Genomic DNA, 25,534 nt, shown 5'->3' on the forward strand with positions numbered 1-25,534 from the left:
CCCATAGAACCGCGGAAATGAGGAGAACAGCGCTGTCTGTCGTCACGATGCGGCTGCGGGACAGCGCATCGGCAACGGACCATGGGGACGAACAACCGGTTCTCCGTTATGTGCGCGACTGTGTACGCAAAACCCGGGTCAAAAACCGCTCCAAATTCTCATAAAGGAGCTTTTTCGCCAGGCGCCGTCCGTAGCGCTCGCGCAGCCGCTCCGAAAGTGCATGATAGTCCTCCATGTCCACCAGGCCGGGAACGGGATGAGAGGTTCCATCGAAATCAGATCCAAACCCCACGTGGTCTTCGGCGCCCAATTGCAACAGGTGATCGATGTGCCGCAAGACCGCCTCCACACCCAGGTGCTCGGGTTCGGCCACAAACGACCCTTCAAACGTCACCCCAATCCAACCGTCGCGCTCCCGGATCTCGTGAATCACTGCATCGGTCAGGTTTCTCGGATGAGCGTACACGCTTCGAGCATTGGCATGGGAGGCCATCACCGGTCCGTCGAAAGTGCGTAGGGCATCGGCCGTGCTCTGGTCTCCGAGATGAGCCAGATCCAGCCACAGGCCCAACCGCTCCATCTCCCGCACCAGCTCTCGTCCCCGTTGGGTGAGCCCGGCGTTGCGGCCCTCCAGACACCCGTCGGCAAATTCGTTCGCATCGTTCCAGGTCAGCCCCACACCACGCACGCCCAGCCGGTGCAGTACACGCAGCAAAGACACTTGGCCACGCAGGCACCCGGCTCCCTCCAACGACAGCAAAGCCGCTACTTGCCCCGTGGCGTGGGCCCCGGCCAGACTGTGCGCATCCGTGGCCAATTGGACACTCCCGGGCCGCAGGACCTCTTCGTAAAACACATCCAATGAGCGCATCACCTGTTCCAATTGAGCACCGGGGGACTGCCGCGGGGAACTGAACAGGGCGAAGACCTGGGTGCGTACATGACTCGCGCGCATGCGCGCATAACTGGCCATCAAGGGAGACTCGCCATAGAATGGGTGACCTTGTTCATCCATTCGCCACAGTACGTCCACGTGCGCGTCCGCGACCGGTGTGACCGACACCACAGACTCTCCTCTCCTCATCTGGGCTCGACAATCAGTTTGATGGCGGTGCGTTCCTCCCCGTCAATGACGATGTCCGTAAACGCAGGTATACAGATTAAATCCACCCCGCTGGGCGCGACAAACCCACGGGCTATGGCTACGGCTTTGACCGCCTGGTTGAGTGCACCTGCCCCGATGGCCTGAATCTCGGCGGATCCACGCTCTCGCAAAACTCCTGCCAAGGCCCCTGCTACAGAGTTGGGATTGGACTTGGCGGACACCTTTAATACATCCACGCTCGGATGACCTCCTTCGGGAAAACCTCGGGACTAGGACACTATATCGATATTCACAGATTCCCGAATGATTCCTTGCAGCGTGGAAATTCCTCTGCGTTCGTGGACCCTTTGCTAGTCTTCGTAGATAAAGACCCGTTCAATGGCCACCGCCTTGCCCGTTTGCTCATGCAGGTCGATGAGCACCGCACAGAACTGGCAAGGGCCTTCGGCTACCGCGAAACGCTCCGGCATCTGCGTCAGCATTTTGCGGAGTATGCGCGACCTGTCCATGCCGAGGATGCCGTTGCGCGGCCCGACCATTCCCACATCGGTGATCATGGCAGTCCCTTGTGGCAAAATACGTTCGTCCGCTGTCTGCACATGCGTGTGCGTGCCAATCACGGCCGATACGCGACCGTCCAGGTGCCAACCCATGGCCAGCTTTTCCGATGTGGTTTCAGCGTGCATATCCACAATCACGTGCTGCACGTCGCGGTGCCCATCCAGGATCTCGTCCACAGCCCGAAACGGGCAGTCCAACTGACTCAAGAAGGTTCGGCCCATCACATTGATAATGAGGACCGATTTGCCGTTCACCGGGCACACGGTGTAGCCGCGGCCGGGCGTGCCCGGCGGAAAGTTGGCTGGGCGGACAATTCGGGCATCAGTGTCGATATACTCCACGAGTTCCCGCTGGTCCCACGCATGGTTGCCGAGCGTCAACAGTTCCACGCCCGCTTCGTACAGTTGTTCCGCCACACGCGGCGATAACCCGCGGCCGCTGGCGCTGGCATTTTCTCCATTGGCCACAACCAAGTCGGGTCGCCAGTCTTGCAGCCGCCTGGCAAGCACCTTTTCTGTAAACTCCAGGCCAGGCCGGCCGACGACATCGCCGATAAACAACACGCGCACACTACGCCCTCCTCCAGGCGGGCTCCCGGTTCAGCCCGATAGCGCGGGAAAAAATAGAGTAGCCGAAAGGCTACTCTATTTTGCGTATTCCACGGCTCTAGTTTCTCGAATCACAGTGACTTTGATTTGTCCAGGATAATCCAATTCATTTTCAATCTTTTTCGAGATCTGTTTCGCGATGCGAATCGATTCCGCGTCATCCACCATTTCCGGTTTTACGATGATGCGGATTTCACGCCCCGCCTGAATCGCATAGCTCTTCTCCACGCCTTCAAACGATTCGGCAATCGACTCCAACTGCTCCAAACGCTTCATATAGATATCCAGTGTTTCCCGACGCGCACCGGGCCTGGCCGCGGAGACGGCATCCGCAGCTGCGACAATCACAGCAACTGGGGAGGTAAACGGCACATCTCCATGGTGCGCAGCAATCGCGTTGATTACGACCGGGTGTTCTCGGTATCTCTTGGCTAGATCGACCCCAATCTCCACGTGCGAGCCTTCCACTTCGTGGGTGACCGCCTTGCCGATGTCGTGCAGCAACCCGCCCCGCTTGGCCAACTGCACATCAAGGCCGAGTTCTGCCGCCATCAAGCCCGCCAAGTGTGCGACTTCGATGGAATGTTTGAGCACGTTTTGACCGTAACTGGTGCGGAATTTCAGACGCCCCAACAACTTTACGAGGTCTGGGTGCAATCCATGAACGCCTGTGTCAAAGGTCGCCTGTTCCCCGTCTTCACGGATCAATTCGTCGATGTCACGCCGCGCCTTCTCCACCATCTCTTCGATTCGCGCCGGATGGATGCGGCCGTCTGCGACCAACCGCTCCAGTGCCACACGTGCCACTTCACGACGAACCGGGTCAAACCCGGAAAGAATGACAGCTTCCGGGGTATCGTCGATGATGAGATCAATCCCCGTCAGCGTCTCCAACGTCCGGATATTACGCCCTTCGCGACCAATGATGCGCCCTTTCATCTCATCGTTGGGCAGGTTCACCACCGACACGGTGATCTCCGCCGCGTGATCCGCGGCGCACCGCTGCACCGCGGTCGCGATGATGTCCCTCGCCTTTTTTTCCGCTTCCAGCCGCGCCGCCTGCTCAATCTCCTTCATCAGAACCGCAGCATCATGACGGCTTTCTCGCTCCACAGCCGCCAGAATCATCTCGCGGGCGCTCTCCTGGGTCAGCCCCGAGATGCGCTCCAGTTCAGCGACGCGCTGTGCGTGGAGCTGCTCAATTTCTGTTTCGAGAGCTTGGATGCGCCGCTCCCTGTCGTTCAGCTCCTCCGCCTTTTGCTCCTGGGCTTCCAGTTTGCGGTCCAAAGCCTCTTCTTTCTGCAACAGACGACGTTCCAACTTTTGAATCTCATTCCGGCGCTCCCGAATGTCCCGCTCCGCTTCGTGGCGCATCCGATGCGCTTCTTCCTTGGCTTCCAACAAGGCTTCTTTTTTCTTGGCTTCCACGTCGCGCCGCGCCGATTCCAAGATCTCCAGCGCCTTGGACTCCGCGTTGCCGATCTTCGCCTCCGCGAACGAACGCCGGACGACGTAACCAACTCCAAAGCCGACCAACAATGCCACGACAGCAACTGCTGCCGCGACGACAATCACAGCAGTACTGGACATGGGTTTGCCTCCTTGCTCACCGCCGCGAACCGCCACGCAAGCAGGTACGCCATGGCGACACCACAGTTCGAGCTAGAGGCCGTAAATGATACGCATTTTCATTCTATATTTTGATGGGAAGGGATGTCAAGGTGAGGAAAACGGCCGTCCCCAACCGTGGAAACGGCCGCCACAACCGCCCTCCTAAATGGGCACGACGCGAGATGGAGACGCATCAGAGCGGATGTCAACTTTGAGCAGCCAGCGGTGTCGGCGTGGGCCGTCCCGTCTCCGGTTCCCCGTCTCCCTGGCTTGCAGGGTACGACGCCTCGCGCCCAAGGATGCGGGAGAGAATGGCCTCTTCAAACCTGTCAAACGCTTCCGTCCGCCGTCGCGGCCGCTCCAAGTCGATGCGCACATCCATAGCCACGCCTCCTGCCTCCAGCAAAAGCACTCGATCCCCCAGCATCACCGCCTCTGAGATGTCATGCGTGACCAAGATGGCCGTAAATCCCCGTTCCACCCAGGTGCGCTCAATCAACCGCTGCATCTCAAGGCGGGTCAGTGCATCCAGCGCCCCGAGCGGTTCATCCATAAGCAGCAGACGCGGGCGCCACACCAGAGCCCTGGCGAGGGCCACGCGCTGTTTCTGTCCGCCCGACAACCGAGCCGGCCACTCCCACGCCTTGTCAGCCAGCCCCACCCATTCCAAGGCCTGCTCGGCCTCGTGCCGGCGTTCAGCCGGGAGACCTAAAGCCACGTTATCGACCACACGCTGCCATGGCAACAACCGCGCATCTTGAAACACCACGCGTGTCCGCGGCGTCAGCCCGTCAATCCTTTGCCCGTCCACCCGCAACGCGCCGTTGTTGGGTTTGTCGAGGCCGGACAAGATGCGCAACAGCGTACTCTTGCCACACCCCGATTTTCCAACCACCGCGATGAATTCGCCGGCTTCCACCGTAAATTCCAGATTGTTGAGCACCCGATTCGCGCCAAACTGGCGGACGATACCGTCAACCTCAACTCGGGCGCCTGTTGAATCCCGGTTGCCACCGTCATTCAAGAAGCGGCGTTCAGGAACTGTGGATGCCATTTCAGCCACCTCCGCTCCAGCATGCGCGCCACCACGTCAGACAGTGCCCCCAGCAGCGCGTAGAGCACGATGCTTAAGACCACCACATCCATCTGCATAAACTCACGCGCGTTCATCGCCATGTAGCCGATGCCGCTGTTGGCCGCAATCGTTTCTGCCACAATCAACGTGGTCCACATGATGCCAAGGGCGTAACGCAGCCCGACCAGGATAGACGGCAGCGCGCCTGGAAAAATGATTCGGCGATAGAGCGCAAAGGTGCGTAGTCCGTAAATCTTTCCCATCTCAATCAATCCTGGGTCCACCGAACGGATGCCATGGTAGGTGTTCAAGTACATAGGAAACAGGACCCCTAGGGCCACAAGAAAGACCTTCGCCACTTCCCCCACGCCAAACCACAGAATCACGAGCGGCAACAGCGCCAGGTGTGGGATGGTCCGGATCATCTGCAAGAGCGAGTCCAACAGGGTTTCGGCTATCCGGAACACACCGCAGACGAGCCCCAACACTAACCCTACACTGCCACCGATGGCCAGCCCGAGAAACGCCCGGCCCGCGCTGACCGCCAAGTCACTCGCGAGCACACCGCTTTTCGCCAACTGCACCCCAGCCTTCAGGACGAGCCAGGGAGTCGGCAGCACACTCTCTGGCAACAATCCCCTGGTCCCCGCCACCTGCCAGGCCAGGATCACGAAGGCCACCACGGCCAATCCGGCTGGCCGCTGCGTCGCAAGAACCCGCACGCTCAGCCGTCTGTTCATGAGTTCACCTCCGAAATGGGGGCAGGTATCTGCTCATGGGCTACAATCTCCGCGAAAGGCCCCTGCAACCGAGGCGTCCCTAGACCCGATTTGATGCCCAGCTTGGGGAACAGCAGTTCCGCGACACGATACGCTTCCTCCAAATGCGGGTAAGCGGAGAAGATAAATGTGTCAATTCCCAATTCACGATATTCATCCAGGCGGGCGGCCACCGTGTCGGGGTCGCCAACCAGCGCGGTGCCGGCACCGCCTCGGACCAATCCCACACCGGCCCACAGGTTGGGGCTGATCTCCAGCTGCGCTCGCTTGCCCCTGTGCAGTTGCACCGTCCGATGCTGTCCCTCCGAGTCGTAACGGGCAACCACCCGCTGCGCTTGGGCTATCGTTTCCTCGTCCAAGTATTGAATCAACTCCTCCGCAGCGCGCCAAGCTTCTTTTTGCGTCTCGCGGACGATGACATGCACCCGCAGACCAAACTGCAGGCGCCGGCCGCGGGCTTCCGCCAAATGACGCACGCGGGAAATGTTCTCCTCCACCTGGCGTGGGGGCTCACCCCAGGACAGGTACACATTCACGTGTTCGGCCGCCACTTCCTGCGCAATCGCGGACGATCCGCCAAAATACAGCGGCGGATGCGGGGACACGAGTGAGGGAAAGAGCAGCCTGGCGCCTTCGACGCGCAGATGACGGCCTTGATAATCCACCGTTTCGCCGGACATCACCCGCCGCCAAATGGCGAGAAACTCCGCCGTCAGCCGGTACCGGTCATCGTGTCCTAAGAACAGTCCGTCCCCCGCGAGCTCGGCCGAATCGCCTCCGGTGACCACATTGAGCAGCAAGCGACCTTGTGACAATCTATCAAAAGTAGCAGCCATACGGGCTGCTAATACAGGAGACATGAGCCCCGGCCGCAGGGGCACGAGGAACTTCAGGCGCACCGTCGCCGTCATCAACGCCGCAGCCGTAATCCATGCGTCCTCACAGGAAGGGCCGGTCGGCAAAAGCACACCGCTGTACCCCAGGGCATCGACAGCCTGGGCAATTTGTCGCGCATACACCAGATCCACGCTGCGTCCACCATATTGGGTTCCCAAGTAGCGCCCGTCACCGTGGGTGGGGATACACCAAAACACGTCCATACTATCACCCTCCATTTTTGGGAAGCACAGCTTGCGCGACATGGATGGACTTCGGAATCAAACCGAGGCGGTAAAACGTGTCGGCGATGTCCTGCTGCTGCTGGATCGTCTTTTTGTCCATCGGTTGCACACCGTATGTTCGGCGATTGGCCGCCACCAGCAGCGTCTTCTCGTCGATGCCGAGCTGCGGAGCCAGCAGGCGCGCCAGCGCGGCTTGGTGAGTTTTGGCCCAAGCGTCCGTCTCCGACAGGTCTCTCAGGAGAACCTTCACCACGTCTTGGTGTTGAAGCGCCCAGGTACGGGAAGCCAAATAGAATTCGTGGTTTTGCACCACCCCTTCGCCGTCCGCCAGTACCCGCGCGTGCAGCTGCGACTGGGCCACGGCGAAGTACGGATCCCAGATGGCCCACGCGTCCACGCTGCCCCGTTGAAAGGCTGCCCGCGCCTCATCCGGCGCCAGGTAGACCGGTTGAATGTCGCTGTATTTCAAGCCGGCCTTTTGCAACAACTTCACCAGCAGGTAGTGCACGTTGGACCCTTTGTTCAGGGCAATCTTCTTGCCCTTCAACTGGGACAAGGTATGAATCGGAGAACCTTTCGGCACAAGAATCGCCTCGCTGTGCGGGCTGGCGGGCTCGTGGGCCAGATAGACCAAGGAGACACCGCCCGCCTGCGCAAACACGGGCGGCGCCTCCCCGGTGTGTCCGATGTCGATACTACCCGAGCGCATGGCCTCAAGCAGCTGCGGGCCGCCTGGGAATTCGATCCAGTCGACTCGGTATCCCATTTTCTTCAAATCCTTGTCCAAAGTGCCTCGGGCCTTCAGGATGTTCAACGTTCCGTATTTCTGGTAGCCGATGTGGATGACGCCGCCCGTACCCGCACCGCTGCTCGACGCTGCGCTTGCCGCCTGTTCATTGCCGCCAGCGGTGCCGCAGGCGGAGACCACCGCGCACAGGCCCAGCACGGACAGCGCGGCTGCGAGACGCGTGACGGCTCGACGTACCCCCATGCCGAGTCGCCATCCGTGATGCGGGATTCCGAACCTAGCTTTGAATCGTGTCAAGATCGTTCCCTCCTTCACGCACCCTCGGTCGCCTGCCAGCCGGTGAAGCTTCACCATGGGTCCACCGCCCCCAGCGACCCGCACTGACCAGCGCATCCGGCTCACAGCCACACGTGTGTAAGCACCACTTCCACGAACACAAAAAGAACACAAAAAATAGCCCTGGATTTTGCGCTATTCGCCAGCGCAGCCAGAGCCTTCGGTGGTCCGATCGGCTTATGAAGATGGAAACAGTACGCACAGCAACCGGATTGAGACATCACTTTACGGTGGTGGAGAATTCCCGCGGGAGGGTCTGGTTCCCGCTGTCGCCCTTGTGGTTGCGGCGGGGGAACGGGTTGTGCCCGAGGCGTCAAACCGCACGCGCTCTCTCCGCTCAATCTGAACGATGCGACCCTCGTGCACCGTAATTTCGACTGTGCCGAATCGCATCCCGTCTAGACTCGCGGCAATCCGGTCTTTCCACTCGTCATCAAGATGAAAGGAGGCCGCCATCCTCTCCACGTCACCACCTGTCTCGGTGAAATCCTCTCACGCCGCCAAATCCGCACTAATTATATACGGATTATGGGTTTTCCGTACCTTGAATATAGCGACCCCAACGGGGGATGTCAACCGCGATTTTTCGCCGCGAACACGACGGCAAAGCGCCATCCACCGATAATAAAGCAAAAAAACCGGCCCCAAGGCCGAGTTTCAAGGTCACGCGCTAAGGCCAATCCGTATCGTCATCCAAAGAGTCAACATCTGTGCGCGAGAGGAGCTCGCGGATAGCCGTACGGCACACATCCGCCGGAAAACCACGGCGGCCCAAATACGCGGCCAGTTTGCGCGCCCGCACCGACGGATCGGGGTCTTTCAAGCGATTCCAATACTTTCGGGCCTGCTTCCGGCAGGTGTCCTCCTCCGCTTGCCGGGTCTGCTCGTCATCCATGCGGGCAGACATAACCTGCCCCTCTACGCCCTTTTGCCGCAGCCTCCAGGACAATTCCTTGCGGCTCATGCGGCGCGCCTTCACCTCGATGAAGCGGGCTACATAAGCCTCATCGTCGATAGCGCCCATCCTCTTGAGGCGGGCAATAGCCCCCTCCCTGGCATCCGCCGAGTACCCCTTCCGCCACAAATGGCTTCGCACTTCCGCTTCCGTGTGCGCCCGTCTTAAATAGCGGAGAGCCGCTTCAAAAGCGGCCAATTCCTGGGCACTGTACTCAATTTTCGCCAGCGCCTGAGTGTCGACAGTCTGGCCGACCTTGAACCCGCCATCCACCCAGTCCCTAAGCGCCACGACAAGATCCGGCCGATCCGCAAAATGTACGCGGAGCCAATCGGGTTGCCCTGGCACTTCCGAGACAGAGGCGATTTTCCACTCGCGGCGCTCACAGAAACCGGCTGTGGGCAGCGCAGCTTCCGCAGAGTCGGGCTCCCGCTTTACGGGAATCTGCGGCGCAGGCCGCTGTGAATCCTGTTCACTCTTCAAACGTGAATCCCTCATCATCATCGTCGGCCGCAGTCACAGCAATCGGGGCCGGGTTTAGATCAAAGTGGGCACGGATCTGCTGTTCGATGCTGTCTGCGATATCGGCGTGGTCCTTCAGAAATTGCTTCGCATTTTCCCGTCCTTGGCCTAAGCGTTCATCCTGGAATGAATACCACGCGCCGCTCTTCTGAATGATATCCAGCTCCGTGCCGATGTCGATGAGACTGCCCTCCCGCGAAATGCCTTCACCGAACATCAGGTCCACATCCACCTGCTTAAACGGCGGCGCGACCTTATTCTTGACCACTTTGATGCGCATACGGCTGCCTACGATGTCATTCCCGATTTTCAACGCTTCCGCACGGCGCACTTCCAAGCGGATGGTGGAATAGAACTTCAGTGCGCGGCCGCCGGTAGTCGTTTCCGGATTCCCGAACATCACGCCAACCTTTTCGCGGATCTGGTTGATAAAGATGGCTATCGTTTTGGATTTCGAGATGGCGCCAGCCAATTTCCGCAGCGCCTGGGACATCAACCGAGCCTGGAGACCCACATGCGAGTCGCCCATGTCCCCTTCCAATTCATTCTTGGGCACCAAAGCTGCCACCGAGTCCACAATGATGATGTCCACAGCGCCGCTGCGCACAAGCGCCTCGGCAATTTCCAGCGCCTGCTCGCCTGTATCCGGCTGCGAAATCAACAGCTCGTCCACGTTCACGCCCAGCTTTTGCGCATACACAGGATCCAACGCGTGCTCCGCATCAATGAAAGCCGCCTGTCCACCCCGCTTCTGCACCTCTGCCACAGCATGCAGCGCCACCGTCGTCTTGCCGGAAGATTCGGCACCGTAAATCTCGATGATTCGCCCACGCGGAAACCCGCCGACGCCTAGCGCTATATCCAGGGCGATAGAGCCTGTCGGAATCGACTCCACATTCATGGAAGCCGATGCCTCGCCCAGCCACATGACAGACCCTTTGCCGAAGTCCCTCTCAATCTTTTTCAAGGCCATCTCCAGGGCCGCCCGTTTATCGTTCATCATTGCCACCATCCTGTCTGGTCCGCCATCCTGCTGCCCGGATTCAGCGTTCCCATCATTCGTACACCCGTTTTCGACACCCACTGATGATTCTCCTGTTGCCTATTGTATCAATTCCTGATGCTTATGCAAACACCTGTTCCCCTCCAACGCATAAAAAGACGCATCCGCACCCCTACCGGGTGCGCAGATGCGTCCTGCGCAGACACTAGGCCTCGCATCCCCAGATTCAGCGCATGCGGCTGCGCGGTTTGGCTGGCTCCAGGTTGACCCGCGAACCGTTGATGCGGCTGTGACGCAACGCCTCGTACACGAAAGGAGCCGATTCTTGTTCCACTTCCACGAAAGTAAAGCGGTCGAAGATATCGATCTTTCCGATAGCCTGTCCGGGTATTCCCGCTTCTTCCGAGATGGTCCGCACTAAATCGGAAGGTCCAATCCGCGCGGCGCGGCCAATGTTGACGAAGAATCGAACCATCCCGGGCTTGGCGCCTGTATCCCCAAAATCGTAGTCATCCTCTTCGCGCCCCTGCATCTCGCCCGCAGAAGCCAGCTTCAAAGCCGCGCAGGCGACATCGACCGGATCAAAATCGTCGACCACCTTGCCCAGGATGGCGCGATAGTGGGCCAGACCGCCTTCTTGAATCGCCTCCACCAACCGCTCGCGCCACATTTCCGCCTGCCTCTCCGCCACATCTGCCAGGGTGGGTACGTCGCGACCCTCCATGTTGGCCCCGGTCTCCCGTTGAATCTGCTTCAGCAGCTTGAACTCGCGCGGGGTCACCAAGGATATCGCCAACCCCCGCTTGCCCGCGCGGCCCGTCCGGCCGATGCGGTGCACGTAGGATTCTGGGTCTTGAGGCAGGTCGTAGTTGATGACGTGTGTCACGTTCTCGACATCGATGCCGCGCGCGGCCACATCGGTGGCGATGAGCAGTTCAATGTCGCCGGTGCGGAATTTGCGCATGACCCTGTCCCGCTGCGTTTGGCTTAAGTCTCCATGCAGCCCGTCCGCCAGGTATCCACGCGCCAACAGCGCTTCGGTCAACTCATCCACGCCGCGCTTGGTGCGGCAAAAAATGATGCCCAACGAGACCTCTTCGCTGTCAATGATGCGGCACAAACTCTCCAGCTTGTTGCGCTCCAGAACTTTGTAGTACACCTGATCGATCATCGGCACCGTGACCTCGCCGCGGTTGACGGTCACGTGCTCGGGATTGTGCATATACCGACCGGCCAGCCGCTTGACCGCAGCTGGAAACGTAGCCGAAAACAAGAGCGTCTGGCGCTCTTCCGGCGTCTCGGAGAGGATGGCTTCAATGTCCTCGATAAAACCCATATCGAGCATTTCGTCCGCCTCGTCCAACACGACCATCCGCACATGGTTCAGATTGAGCGTCCCACGGCGCAGGTGATCCAGCACGCGCCCCGGGGTACCAATCACAATCTGCACACCTTGCTGCAAGGCCCGGATTTGATGGACAATCGACTGTCCACCGTAGATTGGCAAGGTGCGAATCCGTTTGTACTTGGCGATCTTCCGAAACTCACCGGCCACCTGGATGGCCAGCTCACGTGTCGGCGTGAGCACCAGCCCCTGCACGGCTCTATCGGTTGTCGCCATCTCCACCATCGGAATACCAAACGCGGCTGTCTTCCCTGTACCGGTCTGTGCCTGTCCAATCACTTCCCGCCCCTTCAGGACGAGCGGAATGCACGCAGCCTGAATCGGCGAAGGTTCTTCAAAACCCATGTCGTTAATCGCGTCCTGGACGCGCTTGCTCAGCGGTAGATCCGTAAATGACGTCATGTTCTCACCTTTCTCTGCTGTTCCCATCTGGGAGTCGGCTTCATTCCTCCGACGGGCCATCCCCGATGCGGCGGTATACCTCCCACAAAACCCGCTTGGCGGCCCGGATGCGAATCTGCTCCCGGGAACCTCGCAAGTTCATGGTCCAGGTCGACACCCCGCCCGGCCAAGCCACAGCGGCGCAAACCGTACCGACCGGTTTTTCGCGAGTCCCACCCCCTGGCCCCGCAACACCGCTGACGGCGGCCCCGACTGACGCTTGCAGCCGCGCTTTGACGCCCACCGCCATCTCGGCCGCAGTCTGCTCTGAAACGGCCCCGTGTGCGCCGAGCGTGGCCTCCTCGACCCCGAGAGCGGCCCGTTTGACCTCATTCTGATACGCGACTACAGCGCCTTGAAAGTACGCCGAACTTCCTGGCACCGCCGTTATCATAGAGGATATCAGTCCACCCGTGCAACTTTCCGCTAAGGCCAATGTCCACCCCGCCTCGCTCAGGCGACGGCCGACCGCCATCGGCAGCGTCTCCTCGTCCACACCGTAAATGTACGCCCCAAAGCGCCGGCGAATCTCGTCCTCCACCGGCTGAATCAACGCCCAAGCGGCGCTCTCATTGTCTGCCGCAGCGGAGATGCGCAACAGCATTTCCCCCTCCCCCGCCAACGGGGCCAAGGTGGGATTCGCTTGCGCCAGCAGATCCGAAATCTGCGCATCCACATCCGATTCCCCAATGCCACAGAAGTGAAGGACACGGGAGCGAATCAACTGCCGGTTCGGGAACACCTGCGCCAGTTTCGGCAACACGGATGTCACCAACATCGGCTTCATTTCCAATGGCGGACCGGGCAACAAAAAATAGTGTACGCCATGCGCACAAATGTATTGTCCCGGTGCTGTCCCATTGGGGTTGGGAATCAATTCGCCGCCCTCAATGCACAACGCCTGCTTGCGGTTTTGCTCCGGCATCGGTCGCCCGCGGCCGCGGAAATAGGATTCCAGATGTTCCAGGGCAGACTGAGAGAGAACCAACCGCCGGCCCAAGTACTCGGCCAGCGCTTCCTTCGTCAAATCGTCTTCGGTAGGCCCCAATCCGCCGGTCACAATCACCGTGTTGGAACGCTGCGACGCCTGCCGAAACACCTCGATGATGCGTTTCCGGTTGTCGCCGACCGCGGTGTGGTAGAACAGAAAAAACCCTTGTTCCGCAAGGGCCAAAGAGATTGTCTGCGCGTGTCCATTGGCGATTTGACCAAGCAGAATTTCGCTGCCAACCGCAATGTGCTCAGCCCGACAAACATCGCTGTCCCGCACACAATCAACCCCTCACGTCGATGACGTGCTTGTTCTTGACGAAGTAATCAATTCCCGAGACCACCGTCATCACGACCATTACGTAAACCATCAAGGCATCAAACGGAAACCGGATCAGCGAGAACGGGAAGTTGTTGACAATCAAAGCGACCATCGCAATCACCTGGGACAGGGTCTTTAACTTCCCAAGTTTCGACGCGGCCAGGACAATGCCGTCCGCCGCCGCAACCAATCGCAACCCGGTCACAGCGAACTCGCGACTGATGATGATGATGGCCACCCAGGCGGACAGACGCTGCATCTCCACGAGACTGATGAGCACCGCCGAGATGAGCAGCTTGTCAGCCAACGGATCCAAAAACTTTCCAAAATTAGTAATTATCTGCTGCTTCCTTGCAATATATCCATCGATCCCGTCTGTGCTCGCCGCCAGCATGAACACAAGCGCAGCCAGGATCTCACTGCCCGTTGTTGTCCGATGATTGATGGTGAAGGACCAAAAGTCAAAGCGGACCAAAAGTAGAAACGCGATGACCGGCACAAAGAAAATTCTGGCTATCGTGATCCGGTTAGCCAGATTCAATCGTACCCACGCCCCATTCCTTGCTGCGCACTTTCCGCGCCGTGCTCACCGCACTCAGTATAGCCTACTCACAAAAAAGCAGTCAAAGTAGACCCAGGCAGACGCGTACGCAGTCATGAACGAAAGTTGACAAACTGCAATGGGACAGAAAGGTCCGTTTCGCGCAGGCGCTGAATGACAGCCTGCAGGTCATCGCGGCTCTTGCCGGAGACGCGCACCTGTTCCCCCTGTATGGACGCCTGCACCTTGAGTTTGCTGTCTTTGACAATCCTCGTGATTTGCTTGGCGACGTCTGGCGAGATCCCTTGCTGCACGGTCACGGTCTGCCGCACGGCGCCACCGCTCGCCGGCTCCACTTTGCCCCGCTGGAGAGCTTTCAGCGACACCCCGCGTTTCACACACTTGCTCTGCAAGATGTCGAACACGGCCGCGAGTTTATACTCATCATCCGCGAGGATGGTGATCTCCTTGCCGTCAAAATCAATGCGGCTGCGACTCCCCTTGAAGTCAAAGCGCGTCGACAGCTCCTTGTTCGCTTGGTTGACAGCGTTGTCCACTTCCTGCATATCGACCTTGGAGACCACATCAAACGATGCTTCCTTCGCCATATAAACCCCTCCCGTCCAACTCCCGTAAACAAAAATGCAGACACGTCCGGCGCGTCAGCCGGCAGAGCCAGACTTGACGATTTGCACCACTACCCGGCCGTTGACATCCGGCAGCTTGACCGCTTTCCCATTGATTTGCAGCTGCACCGCGGACGCAGCCCCCAGGACCATGTTCAAAGAAGACTGCGCGTGCCATGTGCGGTCCTGCCCCGTCTCCACCATATCACTGCTTGCCACCACTTTGCCATCGGCGGTGACCTGCGTCCAGCAGCGGGATGTCACCGCACGGATGCGGACGGTCAACGGATCGTTGGCTTGCACCAGATACCTTTGCACGCCGCCCTGGTAGGGCTCCGTTGTAATGTTCACGCTCGGTTTGGAAGGCGGCGTCGGCTTCGCCCCGCGCTTGTGGGCGGAAGAACGGTGGTCCGTTTTCGGCTGATGGCTGCCTGAGGAGGTGGTGTTGGTGGGATGGGGGCCGCCTGCGGCCGTGTTCTGTACTGCCTGCTCCGGCGTGCCGTGTCCGTGCGCATGACTCAGGTACCACCACCCGGCCCCGAGCACAACCAATATGGCCGCCACGATGGCCGCCTGTCCAGAACCACTGGGGATTGAGATGCCCGCTTTGCGCGGACGGGAGTCGCGAACGGGCGCCCTACGCCTGGGTTCTGCCTCGACCGGATGCGACCTGGCGGGGGGCACGTCGTCCTCCCGCTCCCCTTGAGCGACAAATGGACTCCCCTGTGAAGCAGTCGAGTCATCCGCGCCCCCTGTCGTCCAACCGTCCATGGGGACAGCCACTCGTGCGCGGCGCTCATCCATTTGGCGCAGCAACGCCAAGCCGTCGAGCCCCAGAGCTTCCGCGTAGCTGCGGACAAAACCACGCCCATATACGTCCCCAGGCAAAGCGCTCCAATCCCCCTGTTCGATGGCAGACAGGTAGCGTTTGCGTATCTTCGTCATCCGCTCGACTTGATCCAAGTCCATCCCCAATTCCTCGCGCCGCCGACGCAACGTCTCGCCCAACTCGCGCATGCCAAACCCTCCAGACGTCATGAGCCTCTATTCCTGCCAATTCGCCGCCTCTCGTTCATACTCTTCGTACAGGATCTGCTCATCCGGCTGATGACGAAGTTCAATCAACAAATCAAACACGTTCCAGCCGAAGCGAGAATGCCGCACAAAGATGTCCGGGTGCTCAATCACGATGGGAGCCGGCATCGCCATCACCTGCTCCACCAAACGCATGTGCTGCTCCCCGCCGCGGAGCGTGGATACAGCCCCGTCGATGATGTACACAAACCGCTCGCCGCGCCAGTACTCGTTGGGCAGGTCGTTGAGTATCGTTTGCCGGAGCAAAGTGGATGAGATGAAGGTCCACCGTTTATTGGCGTACACGCTGGAGGCGACTATCGATTCCGTCTTGCCCACACGCGGCTGCCCACGAAACCCTATCACTTGGTGCCCCGGTCGCTTCAAGATCTCGCCCAGGAAGTCCACCAAGACGCCCAATTCATCACGCACAAACCGGTACGTTCGGGCTTCCGTATCGCTCCGTTCAATAAACCGTCCGTGCCGAAGTGACATCCGATCCCGCAACGACGGCGGACGCAGTCCCGCCAACTCCACATCCTCCAGGCAACTGAAGATATGGCGTAATACCTCGACATTCTCCGGATGGGCGGTTTGCAACAGGAAACCTCGGCTTTCCTCCGACAAGTCGTTTAACTGCACGATATTAAACCCCAACATCCCCAGCAGGGAGGCCAAGTCGCCGAGAAGCCCGGGACGGTTGTTGCGGATGTGGTACTGCAGATAGAATTCGTGCACGACCGATGCGCTATCTGTATTCCCATTCGACACGCGGATTCAGACTCCTTCCCAGTAGATTGCCAAAAGCCATACGGGATCATGCGCTCGGGATGCCCAGATCGGCCTGCCACTTCTGCTTCACTTCCGCGCTGATCGCCCGCCACTGTTGCTCCGGGATGGTCGGCTGGGCTGCAAGCGTCGCCTGAACCTGCTGCAGATCTGTAATCATACTCGAAGGCACGGCACTGGGGTCAACCTCAATCTGGGGTGCTCTGTCCACCTGTTGAACACCGGGACGCCACTTGTTCTCCTTATACGCTCGCAAATCGGCAGTGAGTGCCGACACGGGAGGCAACGCCAACACCACGGGGTCCACCGATGGAGTTTGCCCGAGCGGGGTCACCAGCAGGCTGCCCGACAGAAGAGCCTGCTGCCGAAGCTTGGCCGGAACATCTCCCCACACGACCACCACTCCCGGTAGCCCTGTCGAACGGTTCACGGGCACAGCAACCACCCGCGCCGTTGTGTCCCCGTTGTATAAGCCGGCGAGGAACGTCTGGCCGAGCGCAGCCGACGGCGCGCTCCCAGTCACGTACCAACCGACAGTCGCCGGGAGACGGGAGGAACTGTGCATGACGATAGATCCGGCCAGCCAACCGGCTGCATACGCCGCCAGCCGCTGATTGTCCACCACCTGTCGCAGGTTGTCCAATCGCACCGGTGCCGCGCTGCGGCAGATCCACTCCACCTTGAGGGCCTGGTGCCGGCGCAGGAACGACAGAAAATCTGCGCTCGGCGGCTGCTCCGCGACCACCACCAACAAAGGCGGCCTATCGGCTGTACGGCGGAGCAGTTCGCGCGCCCGCGACAGCACCTGGCCGCTATCCGTCAACGATGTGGCCGCAACGACCAAACCGGTGGAAGACTGCAGGGCCAAGACCTGATTTTCCGACCAATGCGGCAGCCGATGACCGACCAGGTACACCATCGCCGCCTGTTTCGCCACACTGGGATGCATTGTCTTAAGGTCAGGAGCCCCGCATCCGCCCGCGCCAAGCAGGCATACACAGGCTCCCAAAAGGAGTGTTGTCTGAATTTTGAACCCGCGTTGCAATCGGCATACCCCTTATCGAACGGTTCTACGACACGCTGTCCTCAGCCATCGCTGCATATTGTACCATGTTCCAGGTACCGTGTATTTCGGAAATGTCCTTGCCTTTCTGTCGACAAACCGGGATAATGAAGGCAAGAGGTGGCCATACATGACGCATTCAGGAGAACACCTGTCCGTAGCTAAGGCACTGTATCAACTCAATTTTTATCTTGAGGCGCTCAACCTCCCGGTCACCGTGAAGGACCTGTACCAGCGTGCTTACCGACAACGAAGAGGAGAGCAGTTCGACGACCGATGGCTGGAACACCTGGAAGAAAATCCAGAGGTTGTGGAGTCTTTGGATGAACCCTTCACCACCCAGACCATCATTGAGGTTTTGATGAAAACGGGGCATCAGCCTTTAGTGCGGGCGTTGATGCGGGAAGTGCGCCGCCGCGACATCGGCGTCTCCCACGCCTATATGTTTGGCCATACGAAGCGGCGCTGACCGCTTTGTATGGCCGTCGGAAAGCCGGTCCTATGGCAGGCGGTTGACATCGACCTGGAACCAGCACGCGTTCGCTCCCTGGCTGTCATCCTCGGAGCGGTTCATCTGCTCCGTAAACCCAATCCCATTCTTACCCATGGTGGACACGCTCATCCCTTGATAGGCACGACGTCCCAATCCGGCACTGGCCACGATCTCCCCGTCCTCCGACAGAAACGACAATTCGCCTTGCTGGACCTTCTTGTCACTGGCGAAGATCCCGGCGAAAAAGGTCTGCACGTCATCCGCTATCTTGACCCGCTCGGCCCCTGGATCCCCATCCCCCACGTTGACCGTGGCCGACACCAAGTAATCATTTCCCCGCGGGAGCACCACCAGCTCGTCCAGCCCTTGAATTGTGCCTACGTGCTGCGCCACCGCGGCTACCACCGAATCTGGAACATCGCGCACAGTGGAAGCCTGCTCACCTTCGGCCGCATCATCCGCCCGCACCGATGGCGCCGGCGCATTCGGCGCCACAAGCTTATGCATCATCGACCGCAAGTCGCCGCCCGCGACACCCAGCACTGTCGCAACCACCAGCAACCCCCCCAGACCGCCAAGCCACAATCCACGGCTTTTTTGGGACAGCAAAGGCATGGAACGCCCCCCTCACCGCTTGTCCATGGCACAACCGAGATGGAGGAGTCATCCCCATCCGCGTGCCGTACATTGTATGACCCCGGTGGGACATCCATGCCTCCTCATCGGCGACGAAACGACTCTCTGACCGCTACCCATTGCTCCTTGCTGACGAGCACCTCCCGCGGCTTGCTGCCTTCAAACGGTCCGACGAGCCCATGCTGCTCCATTTGGTCGATGATTCGGGCCGCCCGCGAGTATCCGACCCGAAACCTCCGCTGGACCATGGACACCGACGCCTGGCCCGTGTCCACAACCAGATCCATCGCGTCCACGAACAGGTCGTCCACATCGTTGCCGGTCTCCTCCGCCTCGCCGGCGATGTCGTCCGGCTGATTCAAATCGACGGTGTATACCGCCTCCTGCTGCCGCTTGACATGCGCCACCAGGCGCTCAATCTCTTCCTCGGAGAGAAACGCCCCCTGCACCCGCACCGGCTTCGAGGCGCCCACCGGCAGGTACAACATGTCGCCGCGTCCAAGCAGCTTTTCCGCCCCACCCATGTCGAGAATGGTCCGCGAATCGGCCATTGAGGAGACAGCGAAGGCGATGCGGCTCGGAATATTGGCTTTGATCAAGCCGGTGATCACGTCGACCGAAGGCCTCTGGGTCGCCACAATCAAGTGAATTCCGGCGGCCCGCGCCATCTGGGCGATGCGGCAAATCGCATCCTCCACGTCCCCCGGCGCCACCATCATCAGGTCAGCCAATTCGTCGATGATCACCACAATATACGGCAGCGGATCCGCCCCTTCCCCCTGCACCATCTGGTTGTACCGTTCAATATCCCGCGCCCCGCGTTCCGCGAACGCGCGGTAGCGATTCTCCATCTCCAGCACAACCTTTTTCAGGGCATACGCGGCTTTGCGTGGGTCCGTCACCACCGGCGCCAGCAGGTGCGGAATCCCGTTATACACAGTCAACTCCACCATTTTCGGGTCAATCATCATCAACTTGACTTCATGCGGCTTCGCCTTCATCAAGATGGACGCAATCATCCCGTTGATGCACACACTCTTGCCTGATCCGGTGGCTCCGGCGACCAGCAGGTGAGGCATTTTCTGCAGATCGCCGACGATGGCGGCGCCGCCAATGTCGCGCCCCAGCGCCAGAGCCAGTTTGCTGTCGCCGTCCTGAAACTCAGGCGCCTCCAGCACCTCGCGCAACGTGACGATGGCCACCTCCGCGTTAGGCACCTCAATCCCAATCACCGACTTTCCCGGCACGGGCGCTTCAATGCGGACGTCGCGCGCCGCCAGCGCCAGCGCGATGTCGTCCACCAACCCGACGATGCGCGACACCTTGACGCCAATGGCCGGCTGCAGTTCGTAGCGGGTGACTGTGGGCCCGCGGCTGATTTCCAAAACCTTTGCATGCACGCCGAAGCTCTCCAAAGTCATCTCCAGCTTGCGCGCGTTGTCCTGCGCATCCTTGTGACTGAACCCGCTCTTGCCGCCTTTAGGCAGTTTAAAAAGCCGCAGCGGCGGCAATTGGTAGTTCTCGTCCCGGACCGGCGCACCGACCGGGTAGCCTGTGTCGCCTTCCGCACGGCTTGCCGGTTGCGGCGACACTTTCGCCGCCTTGCCCGGCGGCGGCTGTAAAGTGGAAACGGGCGGATCGGGATAGCGCATGATGATCTGATTCCCCACCTGCTCCACCACGGGCCCCTCCCGCGCCGCTTCGACATCCTGTTGGGCCCGTCGTCTGGCCGCGAAATCGTGAACCACCGGCCGCCTGTCCGTCTCGGACGGGTCGCCGAACGACGCCGCCTCGTCAGGGGTAAAGGGGGGCTCTGAAAACTCTCCCCCTGCCACCGCCGCCATTTGGCGCCGCCGCTTCCGGCTGCCTCCACGACCGGTCGAGCTTCCGTCTTCGTCTTGGATTTTCTTCTTTCGCTGTCTGCTCTCACCGCGAGGGTGTTGTGGATCCGGACCAAACAACAAGCCGAGATAACCTTTTGTACCTCGCCAAACCCCTTCCAAACGCTGCTCCATGAAGTCGGTGCCGCGCCGCACCACCGTGACCAAGGAGACGCCGGTGGCCAACGCTCCGCCGATGATTACGCCGACGCCCAACACCAACAAGGTCCCAGTGCCCGAGAACAAATAATAGGCGACCGAGAAGAACGCATACCCGACCAGCCCACCGCCGGCTCCGCTGACCTGCGACGGGTCAACTGCGGCCGGGTCGACAACCAGCCGGCACATTTGCTTGATGGCCGTGATGGTGGCCGAAAACAAGGGGACATTTCCGGATGGATAAAACTTGGCGACGTTTTGATAAAACGAGTACTCCATCCCGGTCAGCCAGGTGATGAACAAGACCAGAAGCCCCATATGGCGATGATGCCAAGGAAAGGTCGTCCGGCGCACCATGGTGTACACCGCCGCGTACCCCACAAACACCGGCAGCAAAAAACTCCACGAACCGGCAATCCAGACGCAGGCAATATCCAGATATTGACCCACTTTTCCCAGTCGACCCAAGGCCAGGGCACTGAGAGAAAGCAGCGCCATGCCGGTCAATTCATAGCGTAGAATTTCTTGCCTATGCTGTTTCTTACCCACTTGTGCGCCCTCCTGTGTGCCGTCCGGCACTCATTCGGACATTATTTCGCGATGTGCAGGTGCATTTCCTGCCAATCGGCCGCCAACGCTTGCCCGTCAGCCCCCGTGGTATGGAATCTCGGTCCCCGGTCGCAGGTCCGGCCGCAGGTAATCCTGGGGACACGGGCTCAGGACGCGCTCAATCCGCGCCTTGCCCGTGCCTGTGGGAGTCACCAACAGGTGCACGCCTTGAAAGTCGCACTCAGAGTACGGACTGACCTCGTCCAACTCAGACATCACGGCGCCGAAGGGAACGATGCTCCAAAACAGGCTCATTGCATCACCCCCGAAGCAGGCCCTGCCAGCTCCGCCACCGGTTGACGGGCCTTATGCTCCGCTATCAGCTGCTCAAGCTTGGCCATCGCCTTGCCGATGCCGCCGACCTCATCGACCAGGCCGTAGCGCACCGCGTCCGATCCGACTACGGTGGTCCCGATATCGCGCGCGAGTTCGCCCGTGTTCAGCATCAGATCGCGAAACACAGGTTCGCTGACGTGGGAGTGCTGCACGACAAAGCGGATCACCCGCTCTTGCATGCGCTCCATGTATTCAAATGATTGGGGGGCGCCGATGACCATGCCGGTCAACCGGATGGGATGAATGGTCATCGAAGCGGTTTCCGCGATAAAAGAGTAATCTGTACTGACGGCAATCGGTACGCCGATGGAGTGGCCACCGCCAAGGACCAGCGACACGGTCGGTTTGCTGAGGCTGGCCACCATTTCCGAGATTGCCAACCCGGCCTCCACGTCTCCCCCCACTGTGTTGAGAATGAGCAACAGTCCCTCGATGTTTTCGTTCTGCTCCACGGCCACCAGCTGCGGGATGATGTGTTCGTACTTGGTTGTCTTGTTTTGCGCGGGCAGGACGAGGTGTCCCTCAATCTGCCCGATGACCGTCAGGCAATAAATGTTGGAATCCGCCTGCACGGGAGCGGACTGCCCCAACGAGGCGATGGAATTGGCGACCCCTTCCGGATTGGGACTCTGTGCATCCGGCGCGACCGGGGCGGGCTGCGCCTCACCGCCCATCCTCGATGCCTGTTGATTGGGCGCTCCTCCCGCCGCAGCGGCAGGTCTACCCCCCACGTCCCCATACGTCATGTCGATCCACCCCTTTACTTGTCACCCCTGCGACAAAGGGCTACTCAGGACCTAGTATGGGGTGGAAGCCACCAGCGCATGCAAAAAGCGGCCCGCTTGGGCCGCCTCATACCCGGGACAACTCTCTCAGGCTTCCATGATGATAGGCAGAATCATCGGCCGCCTGCGGGTTTGCTCATACAGGAAACGCCCCAAGGCGTCGCGCACCGCCGTCTTCAGGGACGACCACTCGCTGATATTGTCCGCTACCATCTTCGTCAACGTAGACGCCACAATTTTGTTGGCTTCCTCAAGCAAGGCTTCCGATTCTCGCACGTAGACAAAACCACGCGAAATGATATCCGGGCCGGAGAGAATGGTGCCGGCGGTCTTCGACAGCGTCACAACCACAACCAGGATGCCGTCTTGCGACAACAGTTTGCGATCCCGCAGTACAATGTTGCCGACATCCCCGACTCCGAGACCATCAATCAACACCATGCCGGCTGTGACCTTGCCGCTCAAGCGGGCGCGGCCGTTGTCAAACTCGACCACATCGCCCAAATCGACGATAAAGATGTTTTCGGGTTGAACCCCGGTCGCCTCCGCCAGTTCCGCGTGGCGCAGCTGCATGCGGTACTCTCCGTGCACGGGCAGGAAATACTGCGGCCGTACCAGGTTCAACATCAACTTGAGCTCTTCCTGACTGCCGTGGCCGGACACATGCACCCCTTGATAGATGACATGGGCGCCAATCTTCAAGAGTTGATCAATCGTCCGCGCAATCGCCCGCTCGTTCCCCGGAATCGGAGAACTGGCCAAGACCACCGTGTCTCCGGGGTAGATCTCGATCTTGCGGTGCGCGGAGCGAGCCATCCGGGTCAGAGCCGACATCGGCTCGCCCTGCGACCCGGTGGATAGAATCAAGACGTGCTCGGGCGGCAGTTTGCCGACGTCGTCCGCGTCAATCAACGTGCTCGGTTTGACGTCCAGGTACCCCAACTGCATGGCGACCTGGATGTTGTTGACCATACTGCGCCCAACAGGAGCCACTTTGCGCCCCATCCGTTCAGCAATCGTCATCACCTGCTGAATGCGGTGGATGTTCGACGCGAAGGTGGCCAGAATTACGCGCCCGTCCGCCTGCGCCAAGATGTTCTCAATGGCTTTGCCCACCACTCGTTCCGAGGGCGTGAACCCTGGACGCTCGGCATTGGTGCTGTCCGCCACCAGCGCCAACACTCCGCGCGCTCCGTAGGCGGCCAATTTCTGCACATCCGCCAACCGGCCGTCGACCGGCGTGTGGTCAAACTTGAAGTCTCCCGTGTGAATGACAAGACCCTCAGGGGTATCAATGGCAAATCCCCCTGAGTCGGGAATACTGTGGTTCACATAAAAGAAGGAAACCTTGAATGCGCCGGCATCAATCACGGTGTCCCCGTCGATGTTGACCAGTTTGGCTGTATCCAGCAAGCCGTGTTCACGCAGCTTTCCCTCGACCAGTCCCAGCGTCAACCGAGTGCCGTAAATCGGCACATTCAAACTCCTCAGGACGTACGGCAAACCGCCGATGTGGTCTTCGTGACCATGGGTGAGAAAAATGCCGCGAACCCGGTCCTTGTTTTCCAACAGGTATGAGATGTCCGGGATAATGGCATCAATCCCCAGCAACTCTTCTTCGGGAAACTTCAATCCGGCATCGACAACAATCATGTCATTCCCATAAGCATACACAGTCATATTTTTCCCAATCTCGCCGACTCCTCCCAGCGAGACGATAGTCAATTTTTGCTTACGCGCCAACGTAGCACCTCCGTACTTGCGAGCCATCCCTGCAGCTCGTACATCTTGATCCATAAAAAAACACAAAAATACACCGTCTGCGAATTGTGCCCCTGGCGTCGAAAGTGGGCATCAAAATACGCCGTGTCCAAAAACGACTCGCCGCACACCGATTCCGTACAATACGCACAAATACCCAAGCGTCTGCCGGAACGCGCAGACGCGTATTTATTTGCGATTGTCAGGCCGCCGCACCAGTCACGTTGAGACTATTATACCCGGACGCATCGGCAATCACAACCAACAAAAAAGGCGAGGGTTTCCCCTCGCCTACAGCGTGGCACGAATCAAGACTCTGGCAACTTGCGCAGGCGGATGAGTTCTTGTCTCAACTCCTCCACCACCGACTCGCCGGCCGGGACCAGCGGCAATCTCACCCCGCCGGCCGGGATGCCCAACAGCTCCAACGCCGCCTTGAGCGGCGAAGGACTGGTTGTGCGGAACAAAGCCTCGAATATCGGCAGCAACCGGCCTGACCAGCCGGCTGCCCGGCGATGGTCCCCAGCCAGGAACGCGTCTATCATCTCCCGGATCTCCAAGCCCACCACGTGCGAAGCTACGCTGACCACACCGTAGCCTCCTACAGCCATCATCGGCAGCGTAAACTTGTCATCCCCGCTGTAGAGGAGAAAATCATCCGGTTTGCGGGCCGCGATCTCAAGGATCTGACTGAAATTCCCGCTCGCCTCTTTGAGCGCCACGATGTTGGGAATTTCCGACAGACGCAGCACCGTCTCCACATCCATGTTGACGGCCGTGCGGCCGGGAACGTTGTACAACATGATGGGGATGTCCACCGCTTCCGCCACAGCGGCGAAATGGTGATACAGACCGTCCTGGGAGGGCTTGTTGTAATACGGAGTCACCAAGAGGAGGCCGTGAACGCCCATCTGCTGGGCCTCGCGAGACAGTTCAATGGACGTTCGGGTGTCATTCGTGCCTGTTCCTGCCATCACCGGCACCCGTCCGTCGGCCAGGCGCAGCGTGTGTTCAAACAGGCGCAGCTTCTCCTCGTGGGTCAAGGTGGGGGACTCGCCCGTCGTGCCTGCCGCCAGCAGACAGGTGGTACCCGTATCCAACAGATGATGGACCAGCCGTTCCAAACCGGCGACATCCAGCTCCCCCGCACTCGTGAACGGCGTCGCCATGGCGGTCACAATGCGGCCAAAATCCACGCTA

The 25,534-nt window shown here is 59.7% G+C and carries 25 protein-coding genes; 1 reads left to right on the top strand and 24 read right to left on the bottom strand.

Annotated elements, in window-relative coordinates; genetic code table 11:
* Nucleotides 1-106: 106 nt before the first annotated feature.
* The 18 genes from AK2_RS02945 to AK2_RS03025 form a co-directional block, all read right to left on the bottom strand.
* A complete protein-coding gene (locus AK2_RS02945; RefSeq protein WP_067931286.1) occupies nucleotides 107-1,084 on the bottom strand; it encodes a membrane dipeptidase in 978 nt (325 codons plus the stop codon).
* Nucleotides 1,081-1,341 (bottom strand): stage V sporulation protein SpoVS, encoded by a 261-nt coding sequence (gene spoVS / locus AK2_RS02950; protein WP_026962035.1) that lies wholly within the window; start codon nucleotides 1,339-1,341, stop codon nucleotides 1,081-1,083. Before spoVS ends, AK2_RS02945 begins: the two co-directional genes overlap by 4 nt.
* A 114-nt stretch (nucleotides 1,342-1,455) precedes the next feature.
* Nucleotides 1,456-2,235 carry a TIGR00282 family metallophosphoesterase gene (locus AK2_RS02955; RefSeq protein WP_067931289.1) on the bottom strand — a complete coding sequence of 260 codons (780 nt, stop codon included), beginning with the start codon at nucleotides 2,233-2,235 and terminating at the stop codon, nucleotides 1,456-1,458.
* 75 nt (nucleotides 2,236-2,310) lie between these two features.
* Nucleotides 2,311-3,864 (bottom strand): ribonuclease Y, encoded by a 1,554-nt coding sequence (gene rny, locus AK2_RS02960; protein WP_067931291.1) that lies wholly within the window; start codon nucleotides 3,862-3,864, stop codon nucleotides 2,311-2,313.
* Nucleotides 3,865-4,090: 226 nt separating this feature from the next.
* Nucleotides 4,091-4,939 (bottom strand): ABC transporter ATP-binding protein, encoded by an 849-nt coding sequence (locus tag AK2_RS02965; protein WP_067931292.1) that lies wholly within the window; start codon nucleotides 4,937-4,939, stop codon nucleotides 4,091-4,093.
* Nucleotides 4,906-5,700: an ABC transporter permease subunit gene (locus AK2_RS02970; protein ID WP_067931294.1), complete on the bottom strand. Its 795-nt coding sequence runs from the start codon at nucleotides 5,698-5,700 to the stop codon at nucleotides 4,906-4,908. The genes AK2_RS02965 and AK2_RS02970 overlap by 34 nt, the downstream gene beginning before the upstream one ends.
* Entirely contained in the window at nucleotides 5,697-6,839 is a 1,143-nt protein-coding gene (ssuD, locus tag AK2_RS02975; RefSeq protein ID WP_067931296.1) for an FMNH2-dependent alkanesulfonate monooxygenase, read from the bottom strand. The genes AK2_RS02970 and ssuD overlap by 4 nt, the downstream gene beginning before the upstream one ends.
* Before the next feature lie 4 nt (nucleotides 6,840-6,843).
* The gene (locus AK2_RS02980) at nucleotides 6,844-7,851 is read right to left on the bottom strand and encodes a sulfonate ABC transporter substrate-binding protein (protein WP_067931633.1); all 1,008 of its coding nucleotides are present in this window, start codon (nucleotides 7,849-7,851) and stop codon (nucleotides 6,844-6,846) included.
* Between the two features lie 318 nt (nucleotides 7,852-8,169).
* Nucleotides 8,170-8,400: a YezD family protein gene (locus AK2_RS17600; RefSeq protein WP_083520827.1), complete on the bottom strand. Its 231-nt coding sequence runs from the start codon at nucleotides 8,398-8,400 to the stop codon at nucleotides 8,170-8,172.
* Nucleotides 8,401-8,614: 214 nt separating this feature from the next.
* A complete protein-coding gene (locus AK2_RS02985; RefSeq protein ID WP_067931298.1) occupies nucleotides 8,615-9,382 on the bottom strand; it encodes a regulatory protein RecX in 768 nt (255 codons plus the stop codon).
* Nucleotides 9,372-10,421, bottom strand: coding sequence for a recombinase RecA (recA, locus tag AK2_RS02990; RefSeq protein ID WP_067931636.1), 1,050 nt, complete (start codon nucleotides 10,419-10,421; stop codon nucleotides 9,372-9,374). The genes AK2_RS02985 and recA overlap by 11 nt, the downstream gene beginning before the upstream one ends.
* Nucleotides 10,422-10,650: 229 nt before the next feature.
* Entirely contained in the window at nucleotides 10,651-12,231 is a 1,581-nt protein-coding gene (locus tag AK2_RS02995; protein WP_067931638.1) for a DEAD/DEAH box helicase, read from the bottom strand.
* Nucleotides 12,232-12,271: 40 nt separating this feature from the next.
* Entirely contained in the window at nucleotides 12,272-13,540 is a 1,269-nt protein-coding gene (locus AK2_RS03000; protein ID WP_067931299.1) for a competence/damage-inducible protein A, read from the bottom strand.
* Between the two features lie 4 nt (nucleotides 13,541-13,544).
* Entirely contained in the window at nucleotides 13,545-14,123 is a 579-nt protein-coding gene (gene pgsA / locus AK2_RS03005) for a CDP-diacylglycerol--glycerol-3-phosphate 3-phosphatidyltransferase (RefSeq protein WP_067931301.1), read from the bottom strand.
* A 113-nt stretch (nucleotides 14,124-14,236) separates the two neighbouring features.
* Nucleotides 14,237-14,731: a YajQ family cyclic di-GMP-binding protein gene (locus tag AK2_RS03010; RefSeq protein WP_067931303.1), complete on the bottom strand. Its 495-nt coding sequence runs from the start codon at nucleotides 14,729-14,731 to the stop codon at nucleotides 14,237-14,239.
* A gap of 54 nt (nucleotides 14,732-14,785) precedes the next feature.
* Nucleotides 14,786-15,766, bottom strand: a complete 981-nt coding sequence (locus tag AK2_RS03015; RefSeq protein ID WP_067931304.1) for a helix-turn-helix domain-containing protein — start codon at nucleotides 15,764-15,766, stop codon at nucleotides 14,786-14,788.
* A 27-nt stretch (nucleotides 15,767-15,793) separates the two neighbouring features.
* On the bottom strand, nucleotides 15,794-16,594 hold the full coding sequence (locus AK2_RS03020; RefSeq protein WP_439645075.1) for a DUF3388 domain-containing protein: 801 nt from the start codon (nucleotides 16,592-16,594) through the stop codon (nucleotides 15,794-15,796).
* A gap of 46 nt (nucleotides 16,595-16,640) precedes the next feature.
* Nucleotides 16,641-17,657 (bottom strand): hypothetical protein, encoded by a 1,017-nt coding sequence (locus tag AK2_RS03025; RefSeq protein WP_157076201.1) that lies wholly within the window; start codon nucleotides 17,655-17,657, stop codon nucleotides 16,641-16,643.
* 148 nt (nucleotides 17,658-17,805) lie between these two features.
* On the opposite strand from AK2_RS03025, the gene AK2_RS03030 reads away from it, so the two are divergent.
* Entirely contained in the window at nucleotides 17,806-18,144 is a 339-nt protein-coding gene (locus AK2_RS03030; RefSeq protein WP_067931308.1) for a thioredoxin domain-containing protein, read from the top strand.
* 30 nt (nucleotides 18,145-18,174) lie between these two features.
* On the opposite strand, the gene AK2_RS03035 is transcribed toward AK2_RS03030, so the two are convergent.
* The 6 genes from AK2_RS03035 to dapA all read right to left on the bottom strand — a co-directional run bounded on the left by AK2_RS03035 (nucleotide 18,175) and on the right by dapA (nucleotide 25,530).
* A complete protein-coding gene (locus AK2_RS03035) occupies nucleotides 18,175-18,783 on the bottom strand; it encodes a hypothetical protein (protein WP_067931310.1) in 609 nt (202 codons plus the stop codon).
* Between the two features lie 104 nt (nucleotides 18,784-18,887).
* A complete protein-coding gene (locus AK2_RS03040; protein WP_067931312.1) occupies nucleotides 18,888-21,392 on the bottom strand; it encodes an FtsK/SpoIIIE family DNA translocase in 2,505 nt (834 codons plus the stop codon).
* 96 nt (nucleotides 21,393-21,488) lie between these two features.
* The gene (locus AK2_RS03045) at nucleotides 21,489-21,707 is read right to left on the bottom strand and encodes a YlzJ-like family protein (protein ID WP_067931314.1); all 219 of its coding nucleotides are present in this window, start codon (nucleotides 21,705-21,707) and stop codon (nucleotides 21,489-21,491) included.
* Complete coding sequence (locus AK2_RS03050; RefSeq protein ID WP_067931315.1) at nucleotides 21,704-22,462, bottom strand: ClpP family protease; 759 nt, start codon at nucleotides 22,460-22,462, stop codon at nucleotides 21,704-21,706. Before AK2_RS03050 ends, AK2_RS03045 begins: the two co-directional genes overlap by 4 nt.
* A gap of 198 nt (nucleotides 22,463-22,660) precedes the next feature.
* The gene (locus AK2_RS03055) at nucleotides 22,661-24,316 is read right to left on the bottom strand and encodes a ribonuclease J (protein WP_157076202.1); all 1,656 of its coding nucleotides are present in this window, start codon (nucleotides 24,314-24,316) and stop codon (nucleotides 22,661-22,663) included.
* A gap of 326 nt (nucleotides 24,317-24,642) precedes the next feature.
* Nucleotides 24,643-25,530 carry a 4-hydroxy-tetrahydrodipicolinate synthase gene (gene dapA, locus AK2_RS03060; RefSeq protein ID WP_083520800.1) on the bottom strand — a complete coding sequence of 296 codons (888 nt, stop codon included), beginning with the start codon at nucleotides 25,528-25,530 and terminating at the stop codon, nucleotides 24,643-24,645.
* Nucleotides 25,531-25,534: the final 4 nt, after the last annotated feature.

Source organism: Alicyclobacillus kakegawensis NBRC 103104 (assembly GCF_001552655.1).
GTDB classification, from domain to species: domain Bacteria; phylum Bacillota; class Bacilli; order Alicyclobacillales; family Alicyclobacillaceae; genus Alicyclobacillus_G; species Alicyclobacillus_G kakegawensis.